20 protein-coding genes and 1 riboswitch are annotated in these 19773 nt (G+C 69.6%); of the genes, 8 read left to right on the top strand and 12 right to left on the bottom strand.

Annotated features, from left to right (window positions below; all coding sequences use genetic code 11):
- Positions 1 to 64 precede the first annotated feature (64 nt).
- The 3 genes from ACIA8X_RS17760 to ACIA8X_RS17750 all read right to left on the bottom strand — a co-directional run bounded on the left by ACIA8X_RS17760 (position 65) and on the right by ACIA8X_RS17750 (position 2935).
- The gene (locus ACIA8X_RS17760) at positions 65 to 1099 is read right to left on the bottom strand and encodes an NlpC/P60 family protein (protein WP_393442359.1); all 1035 of its coding nucleotides are present in this window, start codon (positions 1097 to 1099) and stop codon (positions 65 to 67) included.
- 212 nt (positions 1100 to 1311) lie between these two features.
- Positions 1312 to 2655, bottom strand: coding sequence for an NYN domain-containing protein (locus ACIA8X_RS17755; protein ID WP_393442357.1), 1344 nt, complete (start codon positions 2653 to 2655; stop codon positions 1312 to 1314).
- Positions 2656 to 2695: 40 nt separating this feature from the next.
- On the bottom strand, positions 2696 to 2935 hold the full coding sequence (locus ACIA8X_RS17750; protein WP_393442356.1) for a hypothetical protein: 240 nt from the start codon (positions 2933 to 2935) through the stop codon (positions 2696 to 2698).
- Between the two features lie 167 nt (positions 2936 to 3102).
- On the opposite strand from ACIA8X_RS17750, the gene ACIA8X_RS17745 reads away from it, so the two are divergent.
- From ACIA8X_RS17745 to ACIA8X_RS17715, 7 genes are all read left to right on the top strand, one after another.
- Entirely contained in the window at positions 3103 to 3861 is a 759-nt protein-coding gene (locus tag ACIA8X_RS17745) for a rhomboid family intramembrane serine protease (protein WP_393442354.1), read from the top strand.
- Positions 3858 to 4139 carry an Lrp/AsnC family transcriptional regulator gene (locus ACIA8X_RS17740; RefSeq protein WP_048585175.1) on the top strand — a complete coding sequence of 94 codons (282 nt, stop codon included), beginning with the start codon at positions 3858 to 3860 and terminating at the stop codon, positions 4137 to 4139. The genes ACIA8X_RS17745 and ACIA8X_RS17740 overlap by 4 nt, the downstream gene beginning before the upstream one ends.
- 75 nt (positions 4140 to 4214) lie before the next feature.
- On the top strand, positions 4215 to 4508 hold the full coding sequence (locus tag ACIA8X_RS17735) for a small secreted hydrophilic protein (protein ID WP_393442352.1): 294 nt from the start codon (positions 4215 to 4217) through the stop codon (positions 4506 to 4508).
- Entirely contained in the window at positions 4444 to 5931 is a 1488-nt protein-coding gene (locus ACIA8X_RS17730) for an ATP-binding protein (RefSeq protein WP_393442350.1), read from the top strand. The genes ACIA8X_RS17735 and ACIA8X_RS17730 overlap by 65 nt, the downstream gene beginning before the upstream one ends.
- 22 nt (positions 5932 to 5953) lie before the next feature.
- Positions 5954 to 6616, top strand: a complete 663-nt coding sequence (locus ACIA8X_RS17725) for a response regulator transcription factor (protein ID WP_393442348.1) — start codon at positions 5954 to 5956, stop codon at positions 6614 to 6616.
- 78 nt (positions 6617 to 6694) lie between these two features.
- Positions 6695 to 8110, top strand: a complete 1416-nt coding sequence (locus ACIA8X_RS17720; protein WP_399458654.1) for an SLC13 family permease — start codon at positions 6695 to 6697, stop codon at positions 8108 to 8110.
- A 109-nt stretch (positions 8111 to 8219) separates the two neighbouring features.
- Positions 8220 to 9413: a glycerate kinase gene (locus tag ACIA8X_RS17715; protein ID WP_393442344.1), complete on the top strand. Its 1194-nt coding sequence runs from the start codon at positions 8220 to 8222 to the stop codon at positions 9411 to 9413.
- Here the strand turns inward: ACIA8X_RS17715 and ACIA8X_RS17710 are convergent.
- The 6 genes from ACIA8X_RS17710 to ACIA8X_RS17685 all read right to left on the bottom strand — a co-directional run bounded on the left by ACIA8X_RS17710 (position 9368) and on the right by ACIA8X_RS17685 (position 16530).
- A complete protein-coding gene (locus ACIA8X_RS17710) occupies positions 9368 to 10735 on the bottom strand; it encodes an aminotransferase class V-fold PLP-dependent enzyme (RefSeq protein WP_399458653.1) in 1368 nt (455 codons plus the stop codon). The two genes, ACIA8X_RS17715 and ACIA8X_RS17710, sit on opposite strands and share 46 nt — an antisense overlap.
- 144 nt (positions 10736 to 10879) lie before the next feature.
- Positions 10880 to 10996, bottom strand: a riboswitch (SAM riboswitch).
- 85 nt (positions 10997 to 11081) lie between these two features.
- Positions 11082 to 12146, bottom strand: coding sequence for an anthranilate phosphoribosyltransferase (gene trpD / locus ACIA8X_RS17705; protein ID WP_399458652.1), 1065 nt, complete (start codon positions 12144 to 12146; stop codon positions 11082 to 11084).
- Positions 12147 to 12337: 191 nt separating this feature from the next.
- The gene (locus ACIA8X_RS17700) at positions 12338 to 13975 is read right to left on the bottom strand and encodes a cytochrome bc complex cytochrome b subunit (protein ID WP_399458651.1); all 1638 of its coding nucleotides are present in this window, start codon (positions 13973 to 13975) and stop codon (positions 12338 to 12340) included.
- Positions 13972 to 15021 carry a Rieske 2Fe-2S domain-containing protein gene (locus ACIA8X_RS17695; RefSeq protein ID WP_393442336.1) on the bottom strand — a complete coding sequence of 350 codons (1050 nt, stop codon included), beginning with the start codon at positions 15019 to 15021 and terminating at the stop codon, positions 13972 to 13974. Before ACIA8X_RS17695 ends, ACIA8X_RS17700 begins: the two co-directional genes overlap by 4 nt.
- Positions 15018 to 15830: a c-type cytochrome gene (locus ACIA8X_RS17690; RefSeq protein WP_393442334.1), complete on the bottom strand. Its 813-nt coding sequence runs from the start codon at positions 15828 to 15830 to the stop codon at positions 15018 to 15020. The genes ACIA8X_RS17695 and ACIA8X_RS17690 overlap by 4 nt, the downstream gene beginning before the upstream one ends.
- A 79-nt stretch (positions 15831 to 15909) precedes the next feature.
- On the bottom strand, positions 15910 to 16530 hold the full coding sequence (locus ACIA8X_RS17685) for a heme-copper oxidase subunit III (RefSeq protein WP_393442332.1): 621 nt from the start codon (positions 16528 to 16530) through the stop codon (positions 15910 to 15912).
- A gap of 145 nt (positions 16531 to 16675) precedes the next feature.
- On the opposite strand from ACIA8X_RS17685, the gene ACIA8X_RS17680 reads away from it, so the two are divergent.
- Positions 16676 to 17077 (top strand): hypothetical protein, encoded by a 402-nt coding sequence (locus tag ACIA8X_RS17680; RefSeq protein WP_393442330.1) that lies wholly within the window; start codon positions 16676 to 16678, stop codon positions 17075 to 17077.
- 94 nt (positions 17078 to 17171) lie between these two features.
- On the opposite strand, the gene ACIA8X_RS17675 is transcribed toward ACIA8X_RS17680, so the two are convergent.
- The 3 genes from ACIA8X_RS17675 to ACIA8X_RS17665 all read right to left on the bottom strand — a co-directional run.
- Positions 17172 to 18437, bottom strand: coding sequence for an Ig-like domain-containing protein (locus ACIA8X_RS17675; protein WP_399458650.1), 1266 nt, complete (start codon positions 18435 to 18437; stop codon positions 17172 to 17174).
- 131 nt (positions 18438 to 18568) lie between these two features.
- A complete protein-coding gene (locus ACIA8X_RS17670) occupies positions 18569 to 18967 on the bottom strand; it encodes a cytochrome c oxidase subunit 4 (RefSeq protein ID WP_393442326.1) in 399 nt (132 codons plus the stop codon).
- Positions 18964 to 19773, bottom strand: an 810-nt coding sequence (locus tag ACIA8X_RS17665) for a cbb3-type cytochrome c oxidase subunit I (RefSeq protein ID WP_399458649.1), incomplete at its 5' end; no start/stop codon positions are given. The genes ACIA8X_RS17670 and ACIA8X_RS17665, both read right to left, overlap by 4 nt.

The raw sequence follows: 19773 nt of genomic DNA, 5'->3' as shown, positions 1-19773 counted from the left end.
GTGTCGTCGCGATTCGCCCGTTCGGGCGGCAACGCGTGTTGATCTTGGAGGCGTACGGCCGGGGTCAGATCCGGACGCCGAACTGGAACGGCATGTTGTTGATCGACTCGTAGCGCACGACCGTGCCGCTGCGCGGGGCGTGCAGCACCTGGCCGTTGCCGGCGTAGAAACCGACGTGGTGCAGGTCGTCGTAGAAGATGACCAGGTCACCGACCTTGAGCTGGCTCTGCGAGTAGATCCGGGTGCCGGCGTTGGCCTGGGCCTGCGAGGTGCGCGGGATGGAGACGCCGGCCTGGGCGTAGGCCCAGGAGGTGAGGCCGGAGCAGTCGTAGGAGGCGGTGCCGGTGGCGCCGTAGACGTACGGCTTGCCGATCTGGCTCTGGGCGGCCTGGAAGGCGGCCTGGGCCCGGCCGGAGGCGGAGCCGACGTTGCCGAGGTCCACGCGGTCGGCGGCGGAGCGGCTGGCGCGGGCTTCCTCGGCGGCCATGGCGGCCTTCTCGGCGGCCGTCAGGGTGTTGAGCAGCTTCTGCGCCTCGGCGAGCTTGCCCTGGACTTCCTTCTTCTTCTTGCCCAGCTCGGTGCGGGTGGAGGCGAGGTCCTTGAGCTTGTCGGAGGCCTCGGCGCGCTGCTGGGAGAGCTCGCGCTGCTTCTCCTGGATCTTCTTCAGCGAGTCGACCTGCTGGGCGCTCAGCTGGTCGGCGGTGGACGCCTTGTCCAGGTAGTCGTCCGGGTTGGACGACAGGAACAGCTGGAGGGAGGAGTCGATGCTGCCCGTGCGGTACTGGGCGGCGGCGGCCAGGCCCATCGCATCGCGCAGCTCGTTGAGCTCTTCCTGGCCGCGGGCGACGTTGTCCTGGATGGTGGAGATCTCCTTCTGGAGCTTCTCCTGCTTCTCCTTGGCGCCGTTGAACTTCTCGGTGGCCTGCTCGGCCTGCTCGTAGAGCTTGTCGACCTTGGCCTTGACCTCGTCCTTGCTCGGCTTCTCGCTGGGGGCCGCGTTGGCCGCCTGCGAACTGATGGCCACGGCAGCAGCGGCGGCGGTGGTCAGCACGGTCACGCGTGCTCGGCTCGGCTGCTTGGGTCGACGGTGGGACGCCACTGAGGTGAAACCCTTCTTGTGAGTGATCACCCGCTCGGAGGTTCGAGGCCAGACCCTAGTGACCCTCTTGTGATCAGATCAAATCCTCACACGAAAAATCTCGTCACACCCATCATTCTTTACACACAACTCACATGCGGTAACGCGCGCTTGACGCTACGTTGCGTGACGGCCCGGCCAATTCGGGCATTGAGCCCGCACGTTGGCCTAAATCAGGACAGTCGCTTCAGAAGCACCGCAGAAGCCACCGGCCGCGCTCCGGCCCGGGCCACCCCGTCGGCCACCTCGCGGTCGGTCGAGGCGACGATGACCGGACGGCCCGGCGGCTCGGCGCGCACCAGCTGGCGAATCAACTCGTCGGCGGTCACACCCGGCTTGGAGAACAGCACTCGCACCCCGCGCGGCGGCGCGAGGAGCACCGGCGCGGCCAGCTCGGCCCCGTCGAAGACACAGGTCACTTCTGCCCCGGTTTGGGCGGCGAGCTGCGAGAGCTGGCCGAGGAGTCTCAACCGCTGCTTCTCCAGCGGCATCTGGGGGTAGCCGGTCTTGGTGACGTTGTAGCCGTCGACCACCAAGTGCGCCTGGGGCAGGGCGAGGAGCTGGTCGAGGATCGCGGGGTCGTTCTCGGACAGGGCCCGGGCGGCGATGTCCTTCGGGGTCATTCGTCCCGGTTCGACCGCGTCCACGGTCTCGGCGGGCCGCACGGACACCGGCGGCAACGCCAGCTCCCGGCGCAGCCCTTGGGTGGCGTCCAGCAGGGTGTCGAGCAGCAGCCGTACGCGCATGTCCTCGACGCTGCGCCCCTCGCGTGCCGCCCGGCGCATGGCCTCCAGGGCGGCCTCGGCCTCCCCGAGCCGCGCCTTGAGCCGCCGGGTCTCGCTCTCGGCCGCGGAGACCTGGGTGTGCCCCTCGGCGCGCACGGTCTCCATCTCGCCCTGGACCTTGCGCAGGGCGGCCTCGCCGCGCTTGACGTCACTGAGGGCGGAGCGCAGCTTCCGGTGAAGCGATTCGGCTTCCTTCTTCGCCGCGTCCAGCTCGGTGCGCAGCCGCTCGGTCTCGTGCCGGGTGTGCTCGCGGGCGTGGGCGAGCTCCTCGCGCAGCCGCTCCAGCTCGGCGCGGCTCTCCTCGTCGGCGCGCTCGGCGTCGGCCCGCTGGGCCTCCTCGCCGGCCGCGGTGACCAGCTTGACCCAGCCGGTGGGCCGCAGAACATAGGCCGCGGCCGCCACGTCGAGCGGGTCCGCGGCCGCAGGCGCCGAGCCGGAGTCGAGAGCGCCGGAGAGCTCCGGCTGGGCCTCTCTGAACTTCTCCCCGATGCGCTGCCGGAACAGCGGATCGGTCTCCAGCGCCGCGGCCATCGCGTTGCCGGCGAACTTGGCCCGGCGATTCGGGGCGAACCGGGCGTACTGCCGCAGCTGTGCGGGCAGTTCGCCGACGGTCAGCCCGCCGAAGCCGTCGGACACGATCTGTACGACCCTGCGCCGCACACCGTCGGGCAGCGGACGGTCGAGCACCTCAGCGGCGCCGTCGCCCGGCCCCCCGCCTTGTGTCTCCACCATCCGTCAACACCCCAATTGCCTGTGCGGGGCCGCGCTCCCGTCAGGAGTCGGCGCCCGGCCTGTCCACGAGTTCCACCTTGTCCACGGCGTTGCACCAGCGGCAGCGCACCGTCTCGATCGTCTCACTGAGCACCTCGCGCTCCTCGACCTTCGGCGCACCGGCCAGATCGAGGTGGACGTACTCCACGACCTTGGACGAGCGCGTCACGTCGAAGCGCGTGAGGTTGCCGCAGAGGGTGCAGCGCCACCGCGTCGTGTCGGTCGGCAGGGGAACCGTCATCGTGAGCGTGCTCTTTCCTTCTAGGCTTTCTATTGTCAGTGACGCTTCGGGACTCCCCGGTGCGTGTGGCTCGTAACCCTACGGCCTGGCGGGTACTCGCCGCCTGTCCGTCTCGGGCGGCGAGGCGGTCTGTGCGCCTGCGTCCCGTTACGTCATGCTCTGTGTTCATGATCGGCAACTGGAGCGTGGCGCATTTCGGGACGCGGTTCGGCAGGGCGGGCCGATCGGCCCTGCGGTCGCCGGCACCGGTCACGTACGGGCTGATCGCGCTGTGCTCGCTGCTCTTCCTGATCGGCCCGGCGGCGGGGTTCAATCCGACGTACGGCTCCGGTGAGGGGCTGCTCGCCGCGCAGCGGGCCTATTTCCACCGCTGGGGCGTGGTCCCCGCGGAGCTGTTCGAGGGGACGCCCCGGGCCGCCCTCACGCCTGCCACGGCCCTCTTCGTGCACGGCAGCTGGGTGCACCTGCTCGGCAACATGCTCTTCCTCTACGTCTTCGGCGCGATGACCGAGGAACGGATGGGCCGCGTCCAGTTCACGCTCTTCTACCTCGGCTGCGGCTACCTGGCCCTGCTGGGCTACGCGGCCGCCAACGACGACTCCACCCAGTCCCTGGTCGGCGCGTCCGGGGCGATCTCGGCCGTCCTCGGCGCGTTCCTGTTCCTCTTCCCCGGGGCGCGCGTGACAAGCCTGCTCCCGTTCCTGCTCTTCCTGCCGCTGCGCTTCCCGGCCTGGGTGGTGCTGCCCTTCTGGGTGGCCCTGCAGTGGGTGGCGGCGGGGCGGGCGGACCAGGGGCCCGGGGTGGCGTACCTGGCGCACCTGGTGGGCTTCGCACTGGGCTTCGGCTTCGCGTGGGCCAGATTCGGACGGCCTACTAGAGTGAGGCCCGCCCCAGCTCCGGCCCCCGAGGGAGAGAACCAACCGTGATCACCGCGATCGTCCTCATCAAGACCAGCGTGGACCGGATCCCCGAGATCGCGGAGCGGATCGCTTCGCTGGAGAGTGTGACGGAGGTCTTCTCGGTCACCGGTACGTACGACCTGATCGCCATGGTGCGCGTGAAGCAGCACGAGGATCTCGCCGAGGTCATCCCCGGCCGGATCAGCAAGATCCCCGGCGTCGAGGGGACGGACACCCACGTGGCGTTCCGTACCTACTCCCAGCACGACATCGAGGCCGCGTTCGCCATCGGCCTGGACAGCTGAGCCGTGCCCCAGGATGAAGAGTTCTTCATCCTGGGCTCATCCTCACGGCCGGGCGCCGGGGGCAGGCTCGGTCGCATGGTCTTCTCGCATCGGATCGCGGCCCTGGCCGCCGTAGTGGCGATTCCGCTCGGCATCGCCGCGACCAGCTTCGCCCTCACCGACAGTCCGGAGTCTCCCAAGGTCCCGGCCAAGGTGGAGCTGGAGAGCGGCTCCCCCACGCCGACGCCCACCCGCCCCGTCCCGACGCCGAGCGACGAGGTCGTGTCCCGGCCCCCCGTGACCGACAGCCCCGCGAGTGACGACGATGACGACGCCCCCGACCGGGAGACCGGAGACGACGACCGTGGCGAGCCCGGGGGCGACGGCTGACCCCATGCGGCGCCGTATCTCGGCCCGGGTCCGCATCCTGCTCTGGCTGTTGCTGGTGATGGCCGTGGGACTCGTGTCCGTGGCGACGACCACGCGCTCGATCCTGCTGCGGGACGTCGACCACCGGGTGAACGGGCTGCTCGCGCAGGAGGCCGGTGAGTTCGCCAACTTCGAGGAGCGGGGTGTCGACCCCGAGACCGGCCGTCCGTTCACGGACCCGGCGCGGCTGCTGCGGGAGTTCCTGGTACGGCAGTACGCCGACCCGGACGAGGAGCTGATCGGCCTGGTGGGCAGGCCGGACCACACCCCGGCGCAGATCATCCAGCCGCGCGACATCCCCGTCGCCCTGCCCCTGCACAAGGACGCCGACGCCCGTCGCCGTATCTTCGACTCCCCCGACTCCACGGGCACGCTGCAGCGCGCGTCGGGCGAGATCCGCTGGGCGAAGGTGGCCGTCGCCCGGGCCGGCGGCGCGACGGAGGCCGCGTTCGTGGTCGCCTTCCACCCGGGGCGCGAACAGGCCGCCGTGAACGACGAGTTCAGGATCCTGCTGGCCATCTCCGGGGTCGCCCTGCTGATGATGACCGGCATCGGCTGGGCGGTCTCCGGGCGCATCCTCAAGCCCGTACGGCTGGTGCGCACCGCGGCGGCGCAGCTCACCGAGCAGGACCTCACCCGCCGTATCCCGGTGCACGGACGCGACGACATCGCCGCGCTCGCGGAGACCTTCAACGCCATGCTCGACCGGCTGGAGCGCGCCTTCGCGGCCCAGCGCCAGTTCGTCGACGACGCGGGCCACGAGCTGCGCACGCCGATCACCATCGTGCGCGGCCATCTGGAGCTGATGGGCGACGACCCGGCCGAGCGCGAGGAGACCATACGGCTGGTCACCGACGAGCTGGACCGGATGAGCCGCATCGTCGAGGACCTGCTGCTGCTCGCCAAGGCCGAGCGCCCCGACTTCGTCACCCCGGAGCCGGTCCAGCTGGCCGAGCTCACCGCCGACGTCTACGTCAAGGCCCGCACCCTCGGCGAGCGGGACTGGCAGCTCGCCGAGGTCGCCGACATCGAGGCCGAGCTGGACCCGCAGCGGATCACCCAGGCGATGGTCCAGCTCGCCCAGAACGCCGTACAGCACACCGCACCCGGGCAGACCGTGCGGATCGGCTCCCGCGCCGACGGGCCGGGCGTCGAGCTGTACGTCGCCGACTCCGGGTGCGGCGTCCAGCCCCAGGACGCCGAGGTGATCTTCGAACGGTTCCGGCGCGGCACGTCCCGCCGCGGTGCCCGGGGCTCCGGCGCCGGGCTCGGCCTGTCGATCGTCCGGGCGATCGCGGAGGCCCACGGCGGCCGGATCGGACTGCGCGACACCGAGGGCGGCGGCGCCACCTTCGTCCTGACTCTGGAAGAGGCCCGTGCATGAGCGTGAACGAAGAGGTGCGCCCGTGAACCGCATTCTGATCGTCGAGGACGAGGAACGCATCGCGTCCTTCGTCGAGAAGGGCCTGCGCGCCAACGGCTTCACCACGACCGTCGTCGGCGACGGCGACGCCGCATACGAGTACGCCGTCACCGGCGGCTTCGACCTGGTCGTCCTGGACATCGGCCTGCCCGGCCGGGACGGCTTCACGGTGCTGCGCGAACTGCGCGAGGCCCGGGTGTCGGTCCCGGTGATCGTGCTGACCGCCCGGGACTCCGTACGGGACACGGTGGCCGGTCTGGAGGGCGGCGCCGACGACTGGATGACCAAGCCGTTCCGCTTCGAGGAACTCCTCGCCCGGGTGCGTCTACGGCTGCGTACGGCGGCCCGGGCGCCCGAGGTGACGGTGCTGCGGTCCGGCTCGCTCACCCTGGACCTGCGCACCCGGCGGGCGCGCGCCGACGAGCGGACGGTGGATCTGACGGCCCGTGAGTTCGTGCTGCTGGAGCTGTTCCTGAGGCATCCGGGGCAGGTACTCTCCCGCGAGCAGATCCTGTCGCATGTGTGGGGGTACGACTTCGACCCCGGCTCCAACATCGTGGATGTGTACGTGTGGGCGCTGCGCAAGAAGCTCGGGGCCGAACGGGTCCAGACGGTGCGCGGCGTGGGGTACCGCCTGTCCGCCTGAAGCCCCCTGGCGCCCGTGTGAAGTCTCCTTCATGTAGGGCTCATCGAAGGCTCACCCCCCAGGTGAACCCTCGATGACGTGACCCTGAACCTCCGTCTGAGCGCGGCCCTCTGCGCGGCGCTCTCCCTGTGCGCGCTGCTCGCTGTGCCCGGCAACTTCCCGGGACTCGGCGCCGACGCCCGTCTCACCCTCGCCGTCTTCGCCCTGGCGACCTGCGCCTGGGTCGCCACTCCGGTCGACGACACCTACATCGCGCTGGGCGCCGGACTGGCCCTGACGGTGACCGGGGTGATCAGCAGCGACACGCTCTTCGGCACCCTCGGCGACTCCACGGTGTGGCTGCTGATCTGCGCCTTCGTGCTGGCGGCCGCGGTGACCCGGACCGGGCTCGCGGGGCGGGCGGCGGCGTTCCTGGTCGGCGGGGCGCGCACCGTACGCCAGCTCGTGCACCTGACCACGGCCGCCCTCGTCGTCACGGCGTTCGCGGTGCCGGCCACCTCGGGGCGGGCCGCCCTCGCGCTGCCGGTGTTCCTGGCGCTCGCCAAGGCGCTGGCCGACCGGCGGCGGCTGGTCGTGATGCTGGCGCTGCTGTTCCCGACCGTGATCCTGCTGTCGGCGGTGGCGACCCTGATCGGGGCGGGCGCGCATCTGATCACCGTGTCGGTGCTGTGGCAGGCCACCGGCGACCGGATCGGCTTCACCGAGTGGCTGCTGCTCGGCCTGCCGCTGGCCGTGGCGTCGTCCCACCTGGCCGCCGAGGCCGTCCTGCTGACGGCCACCCGGCGCGCGGACCGCAAGGGCCCCGTGCGCATCACCGCCGAGCAGATCCAGGAGCACAGCGACCACCCGGTCACCGGCCCCTGGTCACAGGCCGAGAAGCGCTGCGCGCTGCTGCTCGGCACGGTCGTCGTGCTGTGGTGCAGCGAGCCGCTGCACCGGGTGCCGCCCGCGGTGGTGGCGCTGATCGGCGCGGTGGTGGCGGCCTCACCGGCCCTCGGCACCGTGCATCTGAAGGACGCGCTGAAGACGGTCCCCTGGTCGCTGCTGCTGTTCATGGCCGCGACGATGGCGATGGGCGTCGCGCTCGCCGACTCGGGAGCGGCGAAATGGCTGGTCGACGGGCTGCCCGGTGGAGTCAGCCCGGTGTTGTTCCTGATCGTCGTGATCGCGATCAGTACGGCAGCCCACCTGGTCCTTCAGTCCCGCTCGGCCCGCTCGTCGGTCCTGGTGCCGCTGGTGGTCGCGGCGGCCGTGGGCGCCGGCGTCAACCCGGTCGCCGCGGCACTGGCGTCCACTGCGGCCGCCGGTTTCTGCCACACGCTCCCGGCCTCCGCCAAGCCGGTCACGCTCTTCTCCGACCTTCCCGGAACGCCCACCTATACCCCGCGTGACCTGCTGCGCCTGTCCGCGGTGCTGGCTCCGCTGACCGCCGCGGTCGTCCTGTTGTTCACCGTGGCGGTGTGGCCGTTGCTCGGCGTGCCTGTGACCCGATGAGAGTGCCGCGATGTGTCGTCGGTTGTCTGCTGCGCCGTCGTGGCTGGTCGCGCAGTTCCCCGCGCCCCTTTAGGGCGTTGCCGAACCCCAGACCTGCTTAGGAGACCCCATGCTGACCCGAGTCGTCGTAGCCCCCAGTGGCTTCAAAGAGTCCCTGTCCGCCCAAGCCGCCGCCGACGCCATCGCGGACGGTGTCCGCCGGGTTCTCCCGGACGCCGTGCTCGACCTGATCCCCCTGGTGGACGGCGGCGAGGGCACGGCCGCGGCCCTCGCCGCCGCGACCGGCGGACGCCTCGTCGCGCTGCCCGCCACGGGCCCGGTCGGCGAACGGATCGGCACGCACTTCGCCCTGCTGGGCTCCCAGGACACGGCGGTCGTGGAGATGGCCGCGGTCGCCGGGCTGTCCCTCGTCCCCCGCTCCCTGCGCGACCCGGGTGCCACGACGACGTACGGCGTCGGCGAACTCATCGGCGCCGCGCTCGACACGGGCGTACGGCGCATCCTGATCGGCTGCGGCGATTCGGGTACCTCCGACGGGGGCGCCGGCGCGCTCCAGGCCCTCGGCGCCCGGCTACTGGACGCCGACGGCTTCGAACTCCCGCACGGCGGACGGGAGTTGACCCGGCTCGCCCGGATCGACCCGTCCGGCCTTGACCCGAGGCTGCGGGACGTGGAGCTGCTCGTCGCCTGCAACCCGTTCAACGTGCTGTGCGGAGCGCGCGGCGTGGCCCGCGTCTTCGGCCCGCAGAAGGGGGCGACGCCCGCTCAGGTGGAGGACCTGTCGGCGGGGCTGGAGAACTGGGCCGACGTCCTCACCCGCGATCTCGCCGTCCACGCCACCGACCTGCGCCACGGCGACGGCACCGGAGCCTCCGGCGGTCTGGGCGCGGGCCTCGCCGCCCTGGGCGCCCGGCTCCTCCCCCGCTTCGACGTGCTGCTTGATCACCTCGACCTGGACGCCCGCCTCGCCCGCGCCGACCTGGTCGTCACCGCCGAGGGCGCCCTGGACCACCAGACGCCCAGGGGCAAGGTCCCGGCCGAGGTGGCCCGCCGGGCCAAGCTGTACGGCCGCCCGGTGCTGGCGCTGGCGGGCACCCTCGGCGAGGGCGCGCACGAAGTGCCGGGCGTGGACGCGTACAGCGGGATCCTGCCGGCGCCGATGGCCCTGGCGGAGGCCCTGGTGCGGGCCTCCGAACTCCTCACGGACGCGACCGAGCGCGCCCTGCGGATGATCCTGCTGGGCGCCCGGCTACCGGCTCACGCGGAGGTGTCCGGGACGCAACGACCGTCCTCCGTGCGGTAGTTCCACTGCGCGCCGACCTGGACGAGCTCCTTCACGGCGCCCACGAACCGCTCGACGTGCTCGTCCGGCGTACCGGCCCCGAAGCTCACCCGGATGGCGTTGAGGGACTTCTCGCCGGGCGCGGCCTCCGGGGCGCCGCACTCGCCCTGCGTCTGCGGGTCGCTGCCCAGCAGGGTCCGGACGAGGGGGTGGGCGCAGAACAGCCCGTCCCGCACCCCGATGCCGTACTCGGCGGAGAGCGCGGCGGCGAAGTGGGAGCTGTTCCAGCCCTCGACGACGAAGGAGAGGACACCGACGCGCGGGGCGTCGTCCCCGAAGAGGGAGAGGATCCGCACCTCGGGAACCTCGGCGAGCCCGGCGCGCACCTTCTCGATCAGGTACTCCTCGCGCGCGACCAGGCTGTCGAACCCGGCCTCGGTGAGCGCCTTGCAGGCCGAGGCGATGGAGTAGGCGCCGATGACGTTGGGCGACCCGGCCTCGTGCCGTGCGGCGCTCTCGTGCCACTCGACGTCCACTCCCCCGTCCTCACGCCGGGTGACCTTGCGGCTGGCACCGCCGCCCGCGAGGTACGGCTCCGCCTCGCGCAGCCAGTCGGCCCGCCCGGCCAGGACGCCCGAGCCGAAGGGGGCGTACAGCTTGTGCCCGGAGAAGGCGACCCAGTCGACGTCGAGGTCCTGGACGCTCACCGGGTGGTGCGGGGCCAGCTGGGCGGCGTCCAGGACGATCCGGGCGCCGTGCGCGTGGGCGGCGGCGGCCAGCTCGCGGACCGGCCACAGCTCGCCGGTGACGTTCGAGGCGCCGGTGACGCAGACCAGGGCCGGGCCGTAGGGGTCACGGTCGGCGAGGGCGCGCTCCAGCGTCTCGACGGCCTGGCGGTGGGTGCGGGGCGCGTTGAGGTAGGTGACGCGGGCCTCCCGCCAGGGCAGCAGCGAGGCGTGGTGCTCGGTCTCGAAGACGAAGACCTGGCAGTCGGCCGGGAGGGCGGCGGCGAGCAGGTTGAGCGAGTCGGTGGTGGACCGGGTGAAGACGACCTGGTCGCCGTCCCGGCAGCCGAGGAACTCGGCGACCGTCCTGCGGGCGTTCTCGAACAGGTCGGTGGAGAGCTGGGAGAGGTAGCCGGCGCCGCGGTGGACGCTGCCGTAGTACGGCGCGTAGGCGGCGACGTCGTCCCAGACGCGCTGGAGGGCGGGGGCACTGGCGGCGTAGTCGAGCGCGGCGTAGGTGACCTCGCCGCCGGTGACCAGCGGAACGGTGACATCTCGACCCAGAACGGGCAGCGGGGCACAAATGGTCTGGGCGGCGGCAGCGGTGGAGACAGACATGGGGAACTCCCGTGAGAGGCATGCCGATTGAAGGCATGCAGGAAAAGAGAAAAGGGTGCGCGGAGGCGGGGCTCAGCAGCCCTATCGCATTCGCTTGCTCACGGAAGACTCCCTCGAACGACCAGGACCCCTGGTTTCGAGAGGGGCCCGCGCTTGCCGCAGACCTCGCTGCCTACGGCCTGGTCTTCACCCGGGGCACCCCGCCACGGACGGAGGGTTGCCGGACAGTCGGCCGGGGCCTCATGACTGTCACTCATGACCTGGTCCAATATCCTGCCACACGATCATCAGCACGCAAGGCGCAGTCCAGAATTCGGACTGCGCCTTGCGTCACATCACGGGGAACTCAGGCGTTGCTGGCCGCCACCCAACGCTCCAGCGTCCGCTTGGCCGTCCCCGAGTCGATCGACTCCGCCGCCCTCGCCATACCGAGCCGGATCTGCTCGGTGAGCGGAGCGGCCGTCGGCTCCAACGCCACCAGCGCCGCGGCCGAGTTGAGCAGTACGGCGTCCCGTACGGGCCCCGTCTCGCCGTCCAGCAGCCGTCGCGCGACCTCCGCGTTGTACGAGGCGTCCGCGCCCCGCAGCGCCTCCACCGGCACGAGGTCGATGCCGACGTCGCGCGGGTCGAAGCCCTCCTCGGCCACCTTGCCGTCCCGGACGACCCACACGCGCGAAGTGGCCGTCGTCGTCAGCTCGTCGAGGCCGTCGTCGCCGCGGAACACCAGCGCGGACGAGCCGCGCTCGGCCAGTACGCCGGCGATGAGGCCCGCCATCCGGGTGTCGAAGCAGCCGACGGCCGAGGCGGTGACGCGGGCGGGGTTGGTCAGCGGGCCGAGGAGGTTGAACGAGGTCGGGATGCCCAGGTCCCGCCGTACGCCGCCGACGAACCGCATCGAGGGGTGGAACTTGGCCGCGAAGCAGAAGGTGATGCCGGCCTCGTCCACCACCCGCGCCACGCCCTCGGGCGACAGGTCGAGGTTGATGCCGAGCTTCTCCAGCACGTCGGACGAGCCGCTCGCCGAGGACGACGCCCGGTTGCCGTGCTTGACGACCTTCGCCCCGGCGCCCGCGATCACGATGGCGGACATCGTGGAGATGTTGACCGTCTTGGCCCGGTCGCCGCCGGTGCCGACGATGTCGACGGCCGGTCCGGGAATGTCCAGCGGCTGGGCGTGGGCGTACATCGCCTCGACGAGACCGTTGATCTCCTCGACCGTCTCGCCCTTGGCCCGCAGCGCCACCATGAATCCGGCGATCTGGGCGTCCGAGGCCTCGCCGCTCATGAAGCGGTCCATCGCCCATGCCGTGTCCGCGGCGCTCAGGTCTTCTCCGGCGAGCAGGGCACTCAGCACCTCGGGCCAGGAGCGGGCCGCCGCGGTGTCGCCTCCAGCGGGGGTCACAGCGCTCATAAGCCGCTCCAGGTGTCAGGCGTCCCGCAGTACGGGACGAGAGTCTCAACGAGGTCCACCCTATCCAGCCCCGGGACCCGGAGAAGGGCCCCGTCCGAAGACCGGACGGGGCCCTGACCCCGGGCACGGCCGAGGGCCCCACCCGTTCAACCGGATGGGGCCCTCGGCCGTGGCGTGGCGAAACGCAGCGATCAGTGGTGGCCGTGGCCGCTCGTGATCTCCTTGTACTCCTCGACCGTCGGCTTGGGGATCTGGCCGTTCTCGTCGAAGTAGGACTTGCTGAGCTTGGCGCGCAGCTTCTCGGAGCCCTTCACCTTGCGCTCGACGCCGTTCTCGTCGACCGTCGGGCCGATCTCCAGCGGCTGGTACTGCTCGTGCGCGGTGAGGGTGTGCAGCGCGTCCTGGCTGAGCGGCTCGTGCACCTCGATGAACTCACCGTGCGGCAGGCGCTTGATGATGCCCGACTCGCGTCCGTGCAGCACCTTGTCCTTGTCCCGGCGCTGCAGGCCCAGGCAGATCCGCTTGGTGACGATGAACGCGATGACCGGTCCGGCGAAGAACCCGATCCGGACGAACCAGGTGACCGCGTTGATCGACAGGTGGAAGTGGGTGGCCCACAGGTCGTTGCCACCGCCGACCAGGCCGATCATGTACACCGTGATCCAGGCGACGCCGAACGCGGTACGCGTCGGGGCGTTGCGCGGGCGGTCCAGGATGTGGTGCTCGCGCTTGTCGCCGGTGACCCAGGACTCGATGAACGGGTAGACCGCGATCGCGCCCAGCACCAGGCCGAAGAGGACCAGCGGGATGAACACGCCCAGGACGAGCGTGTGACCCCAGAAGTTGATCTCCCAGCCCGGCATGTAGCGGACCAGACCCTCGGCGAAGCCCATGTACCAGTCGGGCTGGGCGCCCGTGGACACCTGATCCGGACGGTAGGGACCCATGGCCCAGATCGGGTTGATCTGCGCCACCGCCGCGATGATCGCGATGACACCGAAGACCAGGAAGAAGAAGCCTCCGGCCTTGGCCATGTAGACCGGCAGCAGCGGCATGCCGACGACGTTCTTGTTGTTCTTTCCGGGGCCCGCGAACTGCGTGTGCTTGTGGTAGAAGACCAGGATCAGGTGGCCGACCACCAGACCGAGCATGATGCCCGGCAGCAGCAGGATGTGGATCGAGTAGAAGCGGGCCACGAAGTCGACGCCCGGGAACTCGCCGCCGAAGAGGAAGAACGAGATGTACGTGCCGACGATCGGCATGGACAGGATCGCGCCCTGGGTGAAGCGGACACCGGTGCCGGAGAGCAGGTCGTCCGGGAGCGAGTAGCCGGTGAAACCGGTGAACATGCCCAGGACGAACAGCAGGAAGCCGAACAGCCAGTTGATCTCACGCGGCTTGCGGAACGCGCCCGTGAAGAACACGCGCATCATGTGCACGAACATGCCGGCGAGGAAGATCAGCGCCGCCCAGTGGTGGATCTGCCGGATGAGCAGACCACCGCGGATGTCGAAGGAGATGTGCAGCGTCGAGCTGAACGCCTCCGACATGAGCTGACCCTGCAGCGGGACGTAACTGCCGTGGTACTCCACCTCGTTCATCGACGGGTGGAAGAACAGCGTCAGGTACACACCCGTGAGGATGATGATGATGAAGCTGTAGAGGCAGACCTCACCCAACATGAACGACCAGTGGTCGGGGAAGATCTTGCGCATGTTGGCCTTGGCCAGGGAGTAGATCCCCAGCCTGCCGTCGGCCCAGTCGGCGACGCGCTCGCCGGCCGGTGCCTTCCCGCGTTCGCGGGACTCGGTCTTCTCTGTCGTGCTCATCCGCGCTCCCAGAATGCAGGACCGACGGGCTCTTCGAAGTCGCCGAGCGCCTCGAGGTAGCCCTCGTCGTTCACGCCGATGCGCAGCTGCGGCAGGGCGTGGCCGGCGGGGCCGAAGATCACTCGGGCACCGTCGGAGAGGTCGAAGGTGGACTGGTGGCAGGGGCAGAGCACGTGGTGCGTCTGCTGCTCGTACAGGGAGATCGGGCAACCGACGTGGGTGCAGATCTTCGAGTACGCGACGATGCCCTCGTGCGACCACTCGAGCTCGCGCTTGTCCTTGATGTCATCGGGCTGGAGCCGGATGATCATCAGGGCGGCCTTGGCGATCTCGTTCTGGAAGTCGTGGTCGTGCTCCTCCAGGCCCTCCGGCTTGGCGAAGGTGAGGGAGCCGACCGCGACGTCCGAGGGACGCAGCGGCTCGTCGGTGTTCATGTTGACGAGCAGCTTGCCCTTGGACCACAGGGTGTGGCGCAGCTTGGTGCCGGGCAGCGGACCGAGGTCACGCAGCAGGACGACACCGGAGAGCGGGAACAGGGCCAGCGCACCGAACATGGTGTTGCGGATCAGCTTGCGGCGACCCAGCGCGGACTCCTTGGCGCCCTGCTTGAAGTCGGCCATGACCTTGGCCTTGACCTCGGGCTCCGCCGCGATCGCGTGCCGGTCGTCCGCGACTTCCTCGTCGGACATCAGGGTGCGGGCCCAGTGGACCGCGCCCGCGCCGATGCAGAACAGCGCCGCACCGAGGGTCAGCCCCAGCGCGAAGTTCAGCGCGTTGAGGTGCCCGATCGGGAAGACGAAGACCGACTTGTCGTGCGGGATCGTGACGTACGAGGCGATGAAGGCGACGGTGGCCAGCATCGACACCGTGAACAGCAGGGCGACCGTGCGCTCGGACCGCTTGGCGGCCCGCTCGTCGATGTCCTGGATCCGGTGCTCGTGGGGCGGCAGGCCGGGGTCGGCGAAGGGGTTCTTCTCGTCCGCTACCGCGACGGTGGCGTCCTGCTCAGCGGGCAGGTTCTCTTCTGGAATGTCTTGGCTACTCATGACTTCTTGGCCTTTGCGGTCCGAGCGGCGACCCAGACGGCGACCGCGATCAGTGCGCCGAGACCGAAGATCCAGGAGAAGAGGCCTTCGGTGACCGGCCCGAGGCCGCCCAGCTCCAGACCACCCGGATTCACCGTCTCATCGCTGTTGACCGCGTGCAGGTACGCGATGATGTCCTTCTTGTTCTGCTCCGACAGGGTGGTGTCGGGGAACGAAGGCATGTTCTGCGGGCCGGTCTGCATGGCCTCGTAGATGTGCTTCGGGTCGACGCCCTCAAGGCTCGGCGCGTACTTGCCCTTGGTCAGCGCGCCGCCCTTGCCGGTGAAGTTGTGGCACTGGGCGCAGTTGTTGCGGAAGAGCTCGCCGCCCTTGGCGATGTCCGCGCCCTCGGGGCCGTACTGCTCCTCGGACGGGACGTTCGGGCCGGCGCCCAGCGAGGCGATGTACGCCGCGAGCTGGTCGATCTCGGCCTGCGAGTAGATGTTCTTCTTCTTCGGGACCTGGGCGCCCTGGGAGGTGGCGGCAGGCATACGTCCCGTCGAGACCTGGAAGTCGACGGCGGCGGCGCCGACGCCCACCAGGCTAGGACCGTCGGAGGTGCCCTGACCGCCGGTTCCGTGGCAGCTGGCGCAGCCGACGGCGTAGAGCTTCTTGCCCTCTTCGATGGTGAGGGACTGGGCGGTTTCCTCGGCCTGCGCCTTGTCCGCGGGCGCGAACACGGCGTACAGCCCCCCCGTGCACGCCAGCGCGAGGAGTAGTACGACGACCGCCGCCAGCGGATGGCGTCGTCGTGCGGAGAGCTTTTTCACGGATTACCCCGGTGTCAGGATCTTCTGCGTCGATGCTTCTGGAAGGTGCGTTGTGGAACGCGCGCGGGATCGGGCCCGACTACTTGATCATGTAGATCGTGGCGAAGAGGCCGATCCAGACGACATCGACGAAGTGCCAGTAGTAGGACACGACGATCGCGGCGGTCGCCTGCTCGTGCGTGAACCTCTTGGCCATGTACGTGCGGCCGAGGACCAGCAGGAAGGCGATGAGACCGCCCGTCACGTGCAGGCCGTGGAAGCCGGTGGTCAGGTAGAAGACCGAGCCGTACGGGTCGGACGAGAGCGAGAGGCCCTCGTGCTTGACCAGCTCGGTGTACTCGTACACCTGGCCGCCGATGAAGATCGCACCCATGACGAAGGTGACGATGAACCAGCCTCGGAGCTTCTTGACGTCACCGCGCTCGGCGGCGAAGACGCCGAGCTGGCAGGTGAGCGAGGAGAGCACCAGGATCGTGGTGTTCGTCGCCGAGAACGGGAAGTTCAGGGCCGCGGCCTTCTCATGCCAGAAATCGGGCCCGGTCACCGATCGAAGGGTGAAGTACATCGCGAAGAGGGCCGCGAAGAACATCAGCTCGGAACTCAACCAGATGATGGTTCCGACGCTGGTGAGGTTCGGTCGATTGACCGACGGGTGCGCGTGACCCTTGTCTACTGTCGTTGCTGTCGCCACGACCGACATTATGTCGGTCGCTTATCCCGCCCTCACTCCGGGGGGTGCCGTTCGGAGTGTCTTGGGTGTCCGTACCGGTGTTGACGTGGTGTTCAAGGGAGTAGCATCCGGCCCAACGGGCCTGTCCTTACGACGCTGACGTCACGGAGGAACAATGCAGCCGACCGCCACGGTGCTGGTCTACAGCGACGACTCCAACACCCGGGAGCAGGTGCGGGTTGCCTCCGGCCGGCGACCGGCTCCCGACGTGCCCTTGGTCAAGTTCGTGGAGTGCGCTACGCCCGCCGCGGTGCTGCGCGAGCTGGACAAGGGGGGCATCGACGTCTGCGTGCTGGACGGTGAGGCGGTGCCCATGGGGGGCATGGGGATGTGCCGGCAGATCAAGGACGAGGTGTTCAACTGCCCGCCGGTGCTGTTGCTCATCGGGCGGCCGCAGGATGCGTGGCTGGCCACGTGGAGTCGGGCTGAGGCGGCCGTGACGTTGCCTGTGGAGCCGGTGGAGTTCGCCGGGGCGCTGGCTTCTCTGTTGCGGACGCAGCGGCTGCAGAGCGCCTAGGAGCTCGGTTCTGAGGGTTGTGGGGCGACTGCGGGTCCGGCTGGGCTGGTCGCGCAGTTCCCCGCGCCCCTGAGGGCGTTGCCCCGCTGCCCTCTCAAATGCTCTGGGGCCTCAGTCTTGCCCGTTCCGACGGGCTCGGGCCCTCCGGGATGCCGGCCACCAGGGCGCTGCCGTTGCGCCAGTTGCTCCACGGCAGGTTCCAGTCGCCGAAGCCGTTGCCGAATGGCTCCATGGTGTTGCCGTACGAGTTGATGACCTTGACGATGTCGCCCTCGCGGACGTTGTCGAAGAACCACGAGGCGTTGGCGGTGCTCATGCCCGTGCAGCCGTGGCTGACGTTGGCGTAACCCTGGGAGCCGACCGACCAGGGGGCCGCGTGCACGTACTCGCCGCTCCAGGTCACGCGGGTGGCGTAGTAGACGGGTAGGTCGTACGACTCCGAGGAGCCCTCCGCTATCCCTATGCTCGTGCCGCGCATGCGTACGAAGTACTCCTTGGCCAGTACGACCTTGACGCCGTTGCGGGTGGCGAAGCCCGGCTTGCCGGTGGTGACGGGCATCGACCTGACGGCCTCGCCGTTGCGGTAGAGCGTCAGCTGGTGCGATGCGGCGTCCGTGACGGCGATGACCTGGTCGCCGATGGTTATTCGCAGGGGCTTGACCTTGCCGCCCCATATTCGGTCGCCGATCTTGACGCCTTCGAGGTTGCTGCGGGCCTGGATCGTGGCGCCGGTGGGCCAGTACTCCTTGGGGCGGTAGTGGAGTTCCTTGTCGTCCACCCAGTGCCAGGTGCCCTCCACGGCGGGCGTGGAGTCGACCTTCAGGGCCCGCTCGACGATGGCGCGCTGCTTCTTGTCCTTGACCGGCTCGTTCAGTGTGGCCGTGATGGGCTGGCCCACGCCGTAGGTGCCCGCCTTCGGGCCGAACTCCACCGTCAGGTGCTTCTGGGTGGTCGGCCGGCTGGTGTCGAAGGTGAGGACCTTGCGGCCGGGGGCGCCGTCCTCGTCCTCGGTGCTCACCCGCACCGTGTAGCGGGCGTTTGCGGCCAGCGGGGAGGTGCTGTGCCAGCGGGTGCCGTCGGCGGAGAGTTCGCCCGCGACGTAGCGTCCTGCGGCGTCCCTGGCGGTGACGTCCGTGATACGGCCGTCGGAGTCCTCCGCGGTGACTTCCAGGGGCTTGTCGGGGTCGGCCTTCTCGCCGTCGCCCGAGGGGCCGTTGAAGGCGATCTGGTCGGCCGCGTCGTAGGGATCGGCGGCCAGCGGGTTGCCGTCACTACTGCAGGCGGCGGCACTCGCGCCGAGTGCTATCAGTAGGAGCGTGCAGCCTATGACGGTCTTCTCGCGCTGTGCTCTGTTGCTCATGGCTTCACGCTAGGAAGCGGCGTCAGTGGCGGCGCGCCGGGTGACTCGTACGGGTGATTTCGATTGCTGCAAAAGCGGGAGCCCGGACGCTCCTGACGGAGTGTCCGGGCTCCCGATGAGCTCGGTTCGTGTTACTGGGTGCGGTTCTCACCGCGGTAGTACTCGAAGACCCAGCCCCACAGGCCGATCAGCAGCAGCGGCGCCGAGAAGTACAGCAGCCACCAGCCGATCGCGATCGCCAGGAAGGCGAAGGCGCCACCGATCGCGAGGGAGAGCGGCTGCCAGCTGTGCGGGCTGAAGAACCCGACCTCGCCGGCGTCGTCCGCGACGTCCGCTTCCTTGTTGTCCTGCGCACCGGTGTCGACCCGCCGGGCGGTGAAGCCCAGGTAGAAGCCGATCATGATGGACAGGCCGAAGGCCAGGAAGAGGGCCGTGGTGCCGGCCGGCTCCTTCGACCACACGCCATAGACGACCGCCATGGCGAGGATGAAGACGCTCAGCCAGATGAACATCTTGCCCTGAACCTTCACTTGCCGGCCTCCTTGCCACCAGCCAGAGCCTTTTCACCGTGAGGTGCGTTCTCGAGCTGGTCGAGGGCGGCGATCTCAGGGTGATGCAGGTCGAACGCCGGGGATTCGGAACGGATCCGCGGCAGGGTGAGGAAGTTGTGCCGCGGCGGCGGGCAGGACGTGGCCCACTCCAGCGAGCGGCCGTAGCCCCACGGGTCGTCGACGCCGACCGGCTTGCCGTACTTGGCCGTCTTCCACACGTTGTAGAAGAAGGGCAGCAGCGACGCGCCGAGCACGAACGAGCTGATCGTCGAGATCGTGTTCAGGGCGGTGAAGCCGTCGGCCGCGAGGTAGTCGGCGTAACGACGCGGCATGCCCTCGGCGCCCAGCCAGTGCTGGACGAGGAAGGTGCCGTGGAAGCCGACGAACAGCGTCCAGAAGGTCATCTTGCCGAGGCGCTCGTCGAGCATCTTGCCGGTCATCTTCGGCCACCAGAAGTGGAAGCCGGAGAACATCGCGAAGACGACGGTGCCGAACACGACGTAGTGGAAGTGCGCCACCACGAAGTACGAGTCGGAGACGTGGAAGTCCATCGGCGGCGAGGCCAGGATGACACCCGTCAGACCACCGAAGGTGAAGGTGATCAGGAAGCCGGTCGCCCAGAGCATCGGTGTCTCGAAGGACAACGAGCCCTTCCACATCGTGCCGATCCAGTTGAAGAACTTCACGCCGGTCGGTACGGCGATGAGGAACGTCATGAAGGCGAAGAACGGCAACAGCACACCGCCGGTGACGTACATGTGGTGCGCCCACACCGTCACGGACAG

The organism is Streptomyces sp. NPDC051738, from assembly GCF_044453205.1.
Classification (GTDB): Bacteria; Actinomycetota; Actinomycetes; order Streptomycetales; family Streptomycetaceae; genus Streptomyces.
Note: the sequence above shows the minus strand (reverse complement) of the source record. Positions and strands in the feature narration are given on the sequence as shown.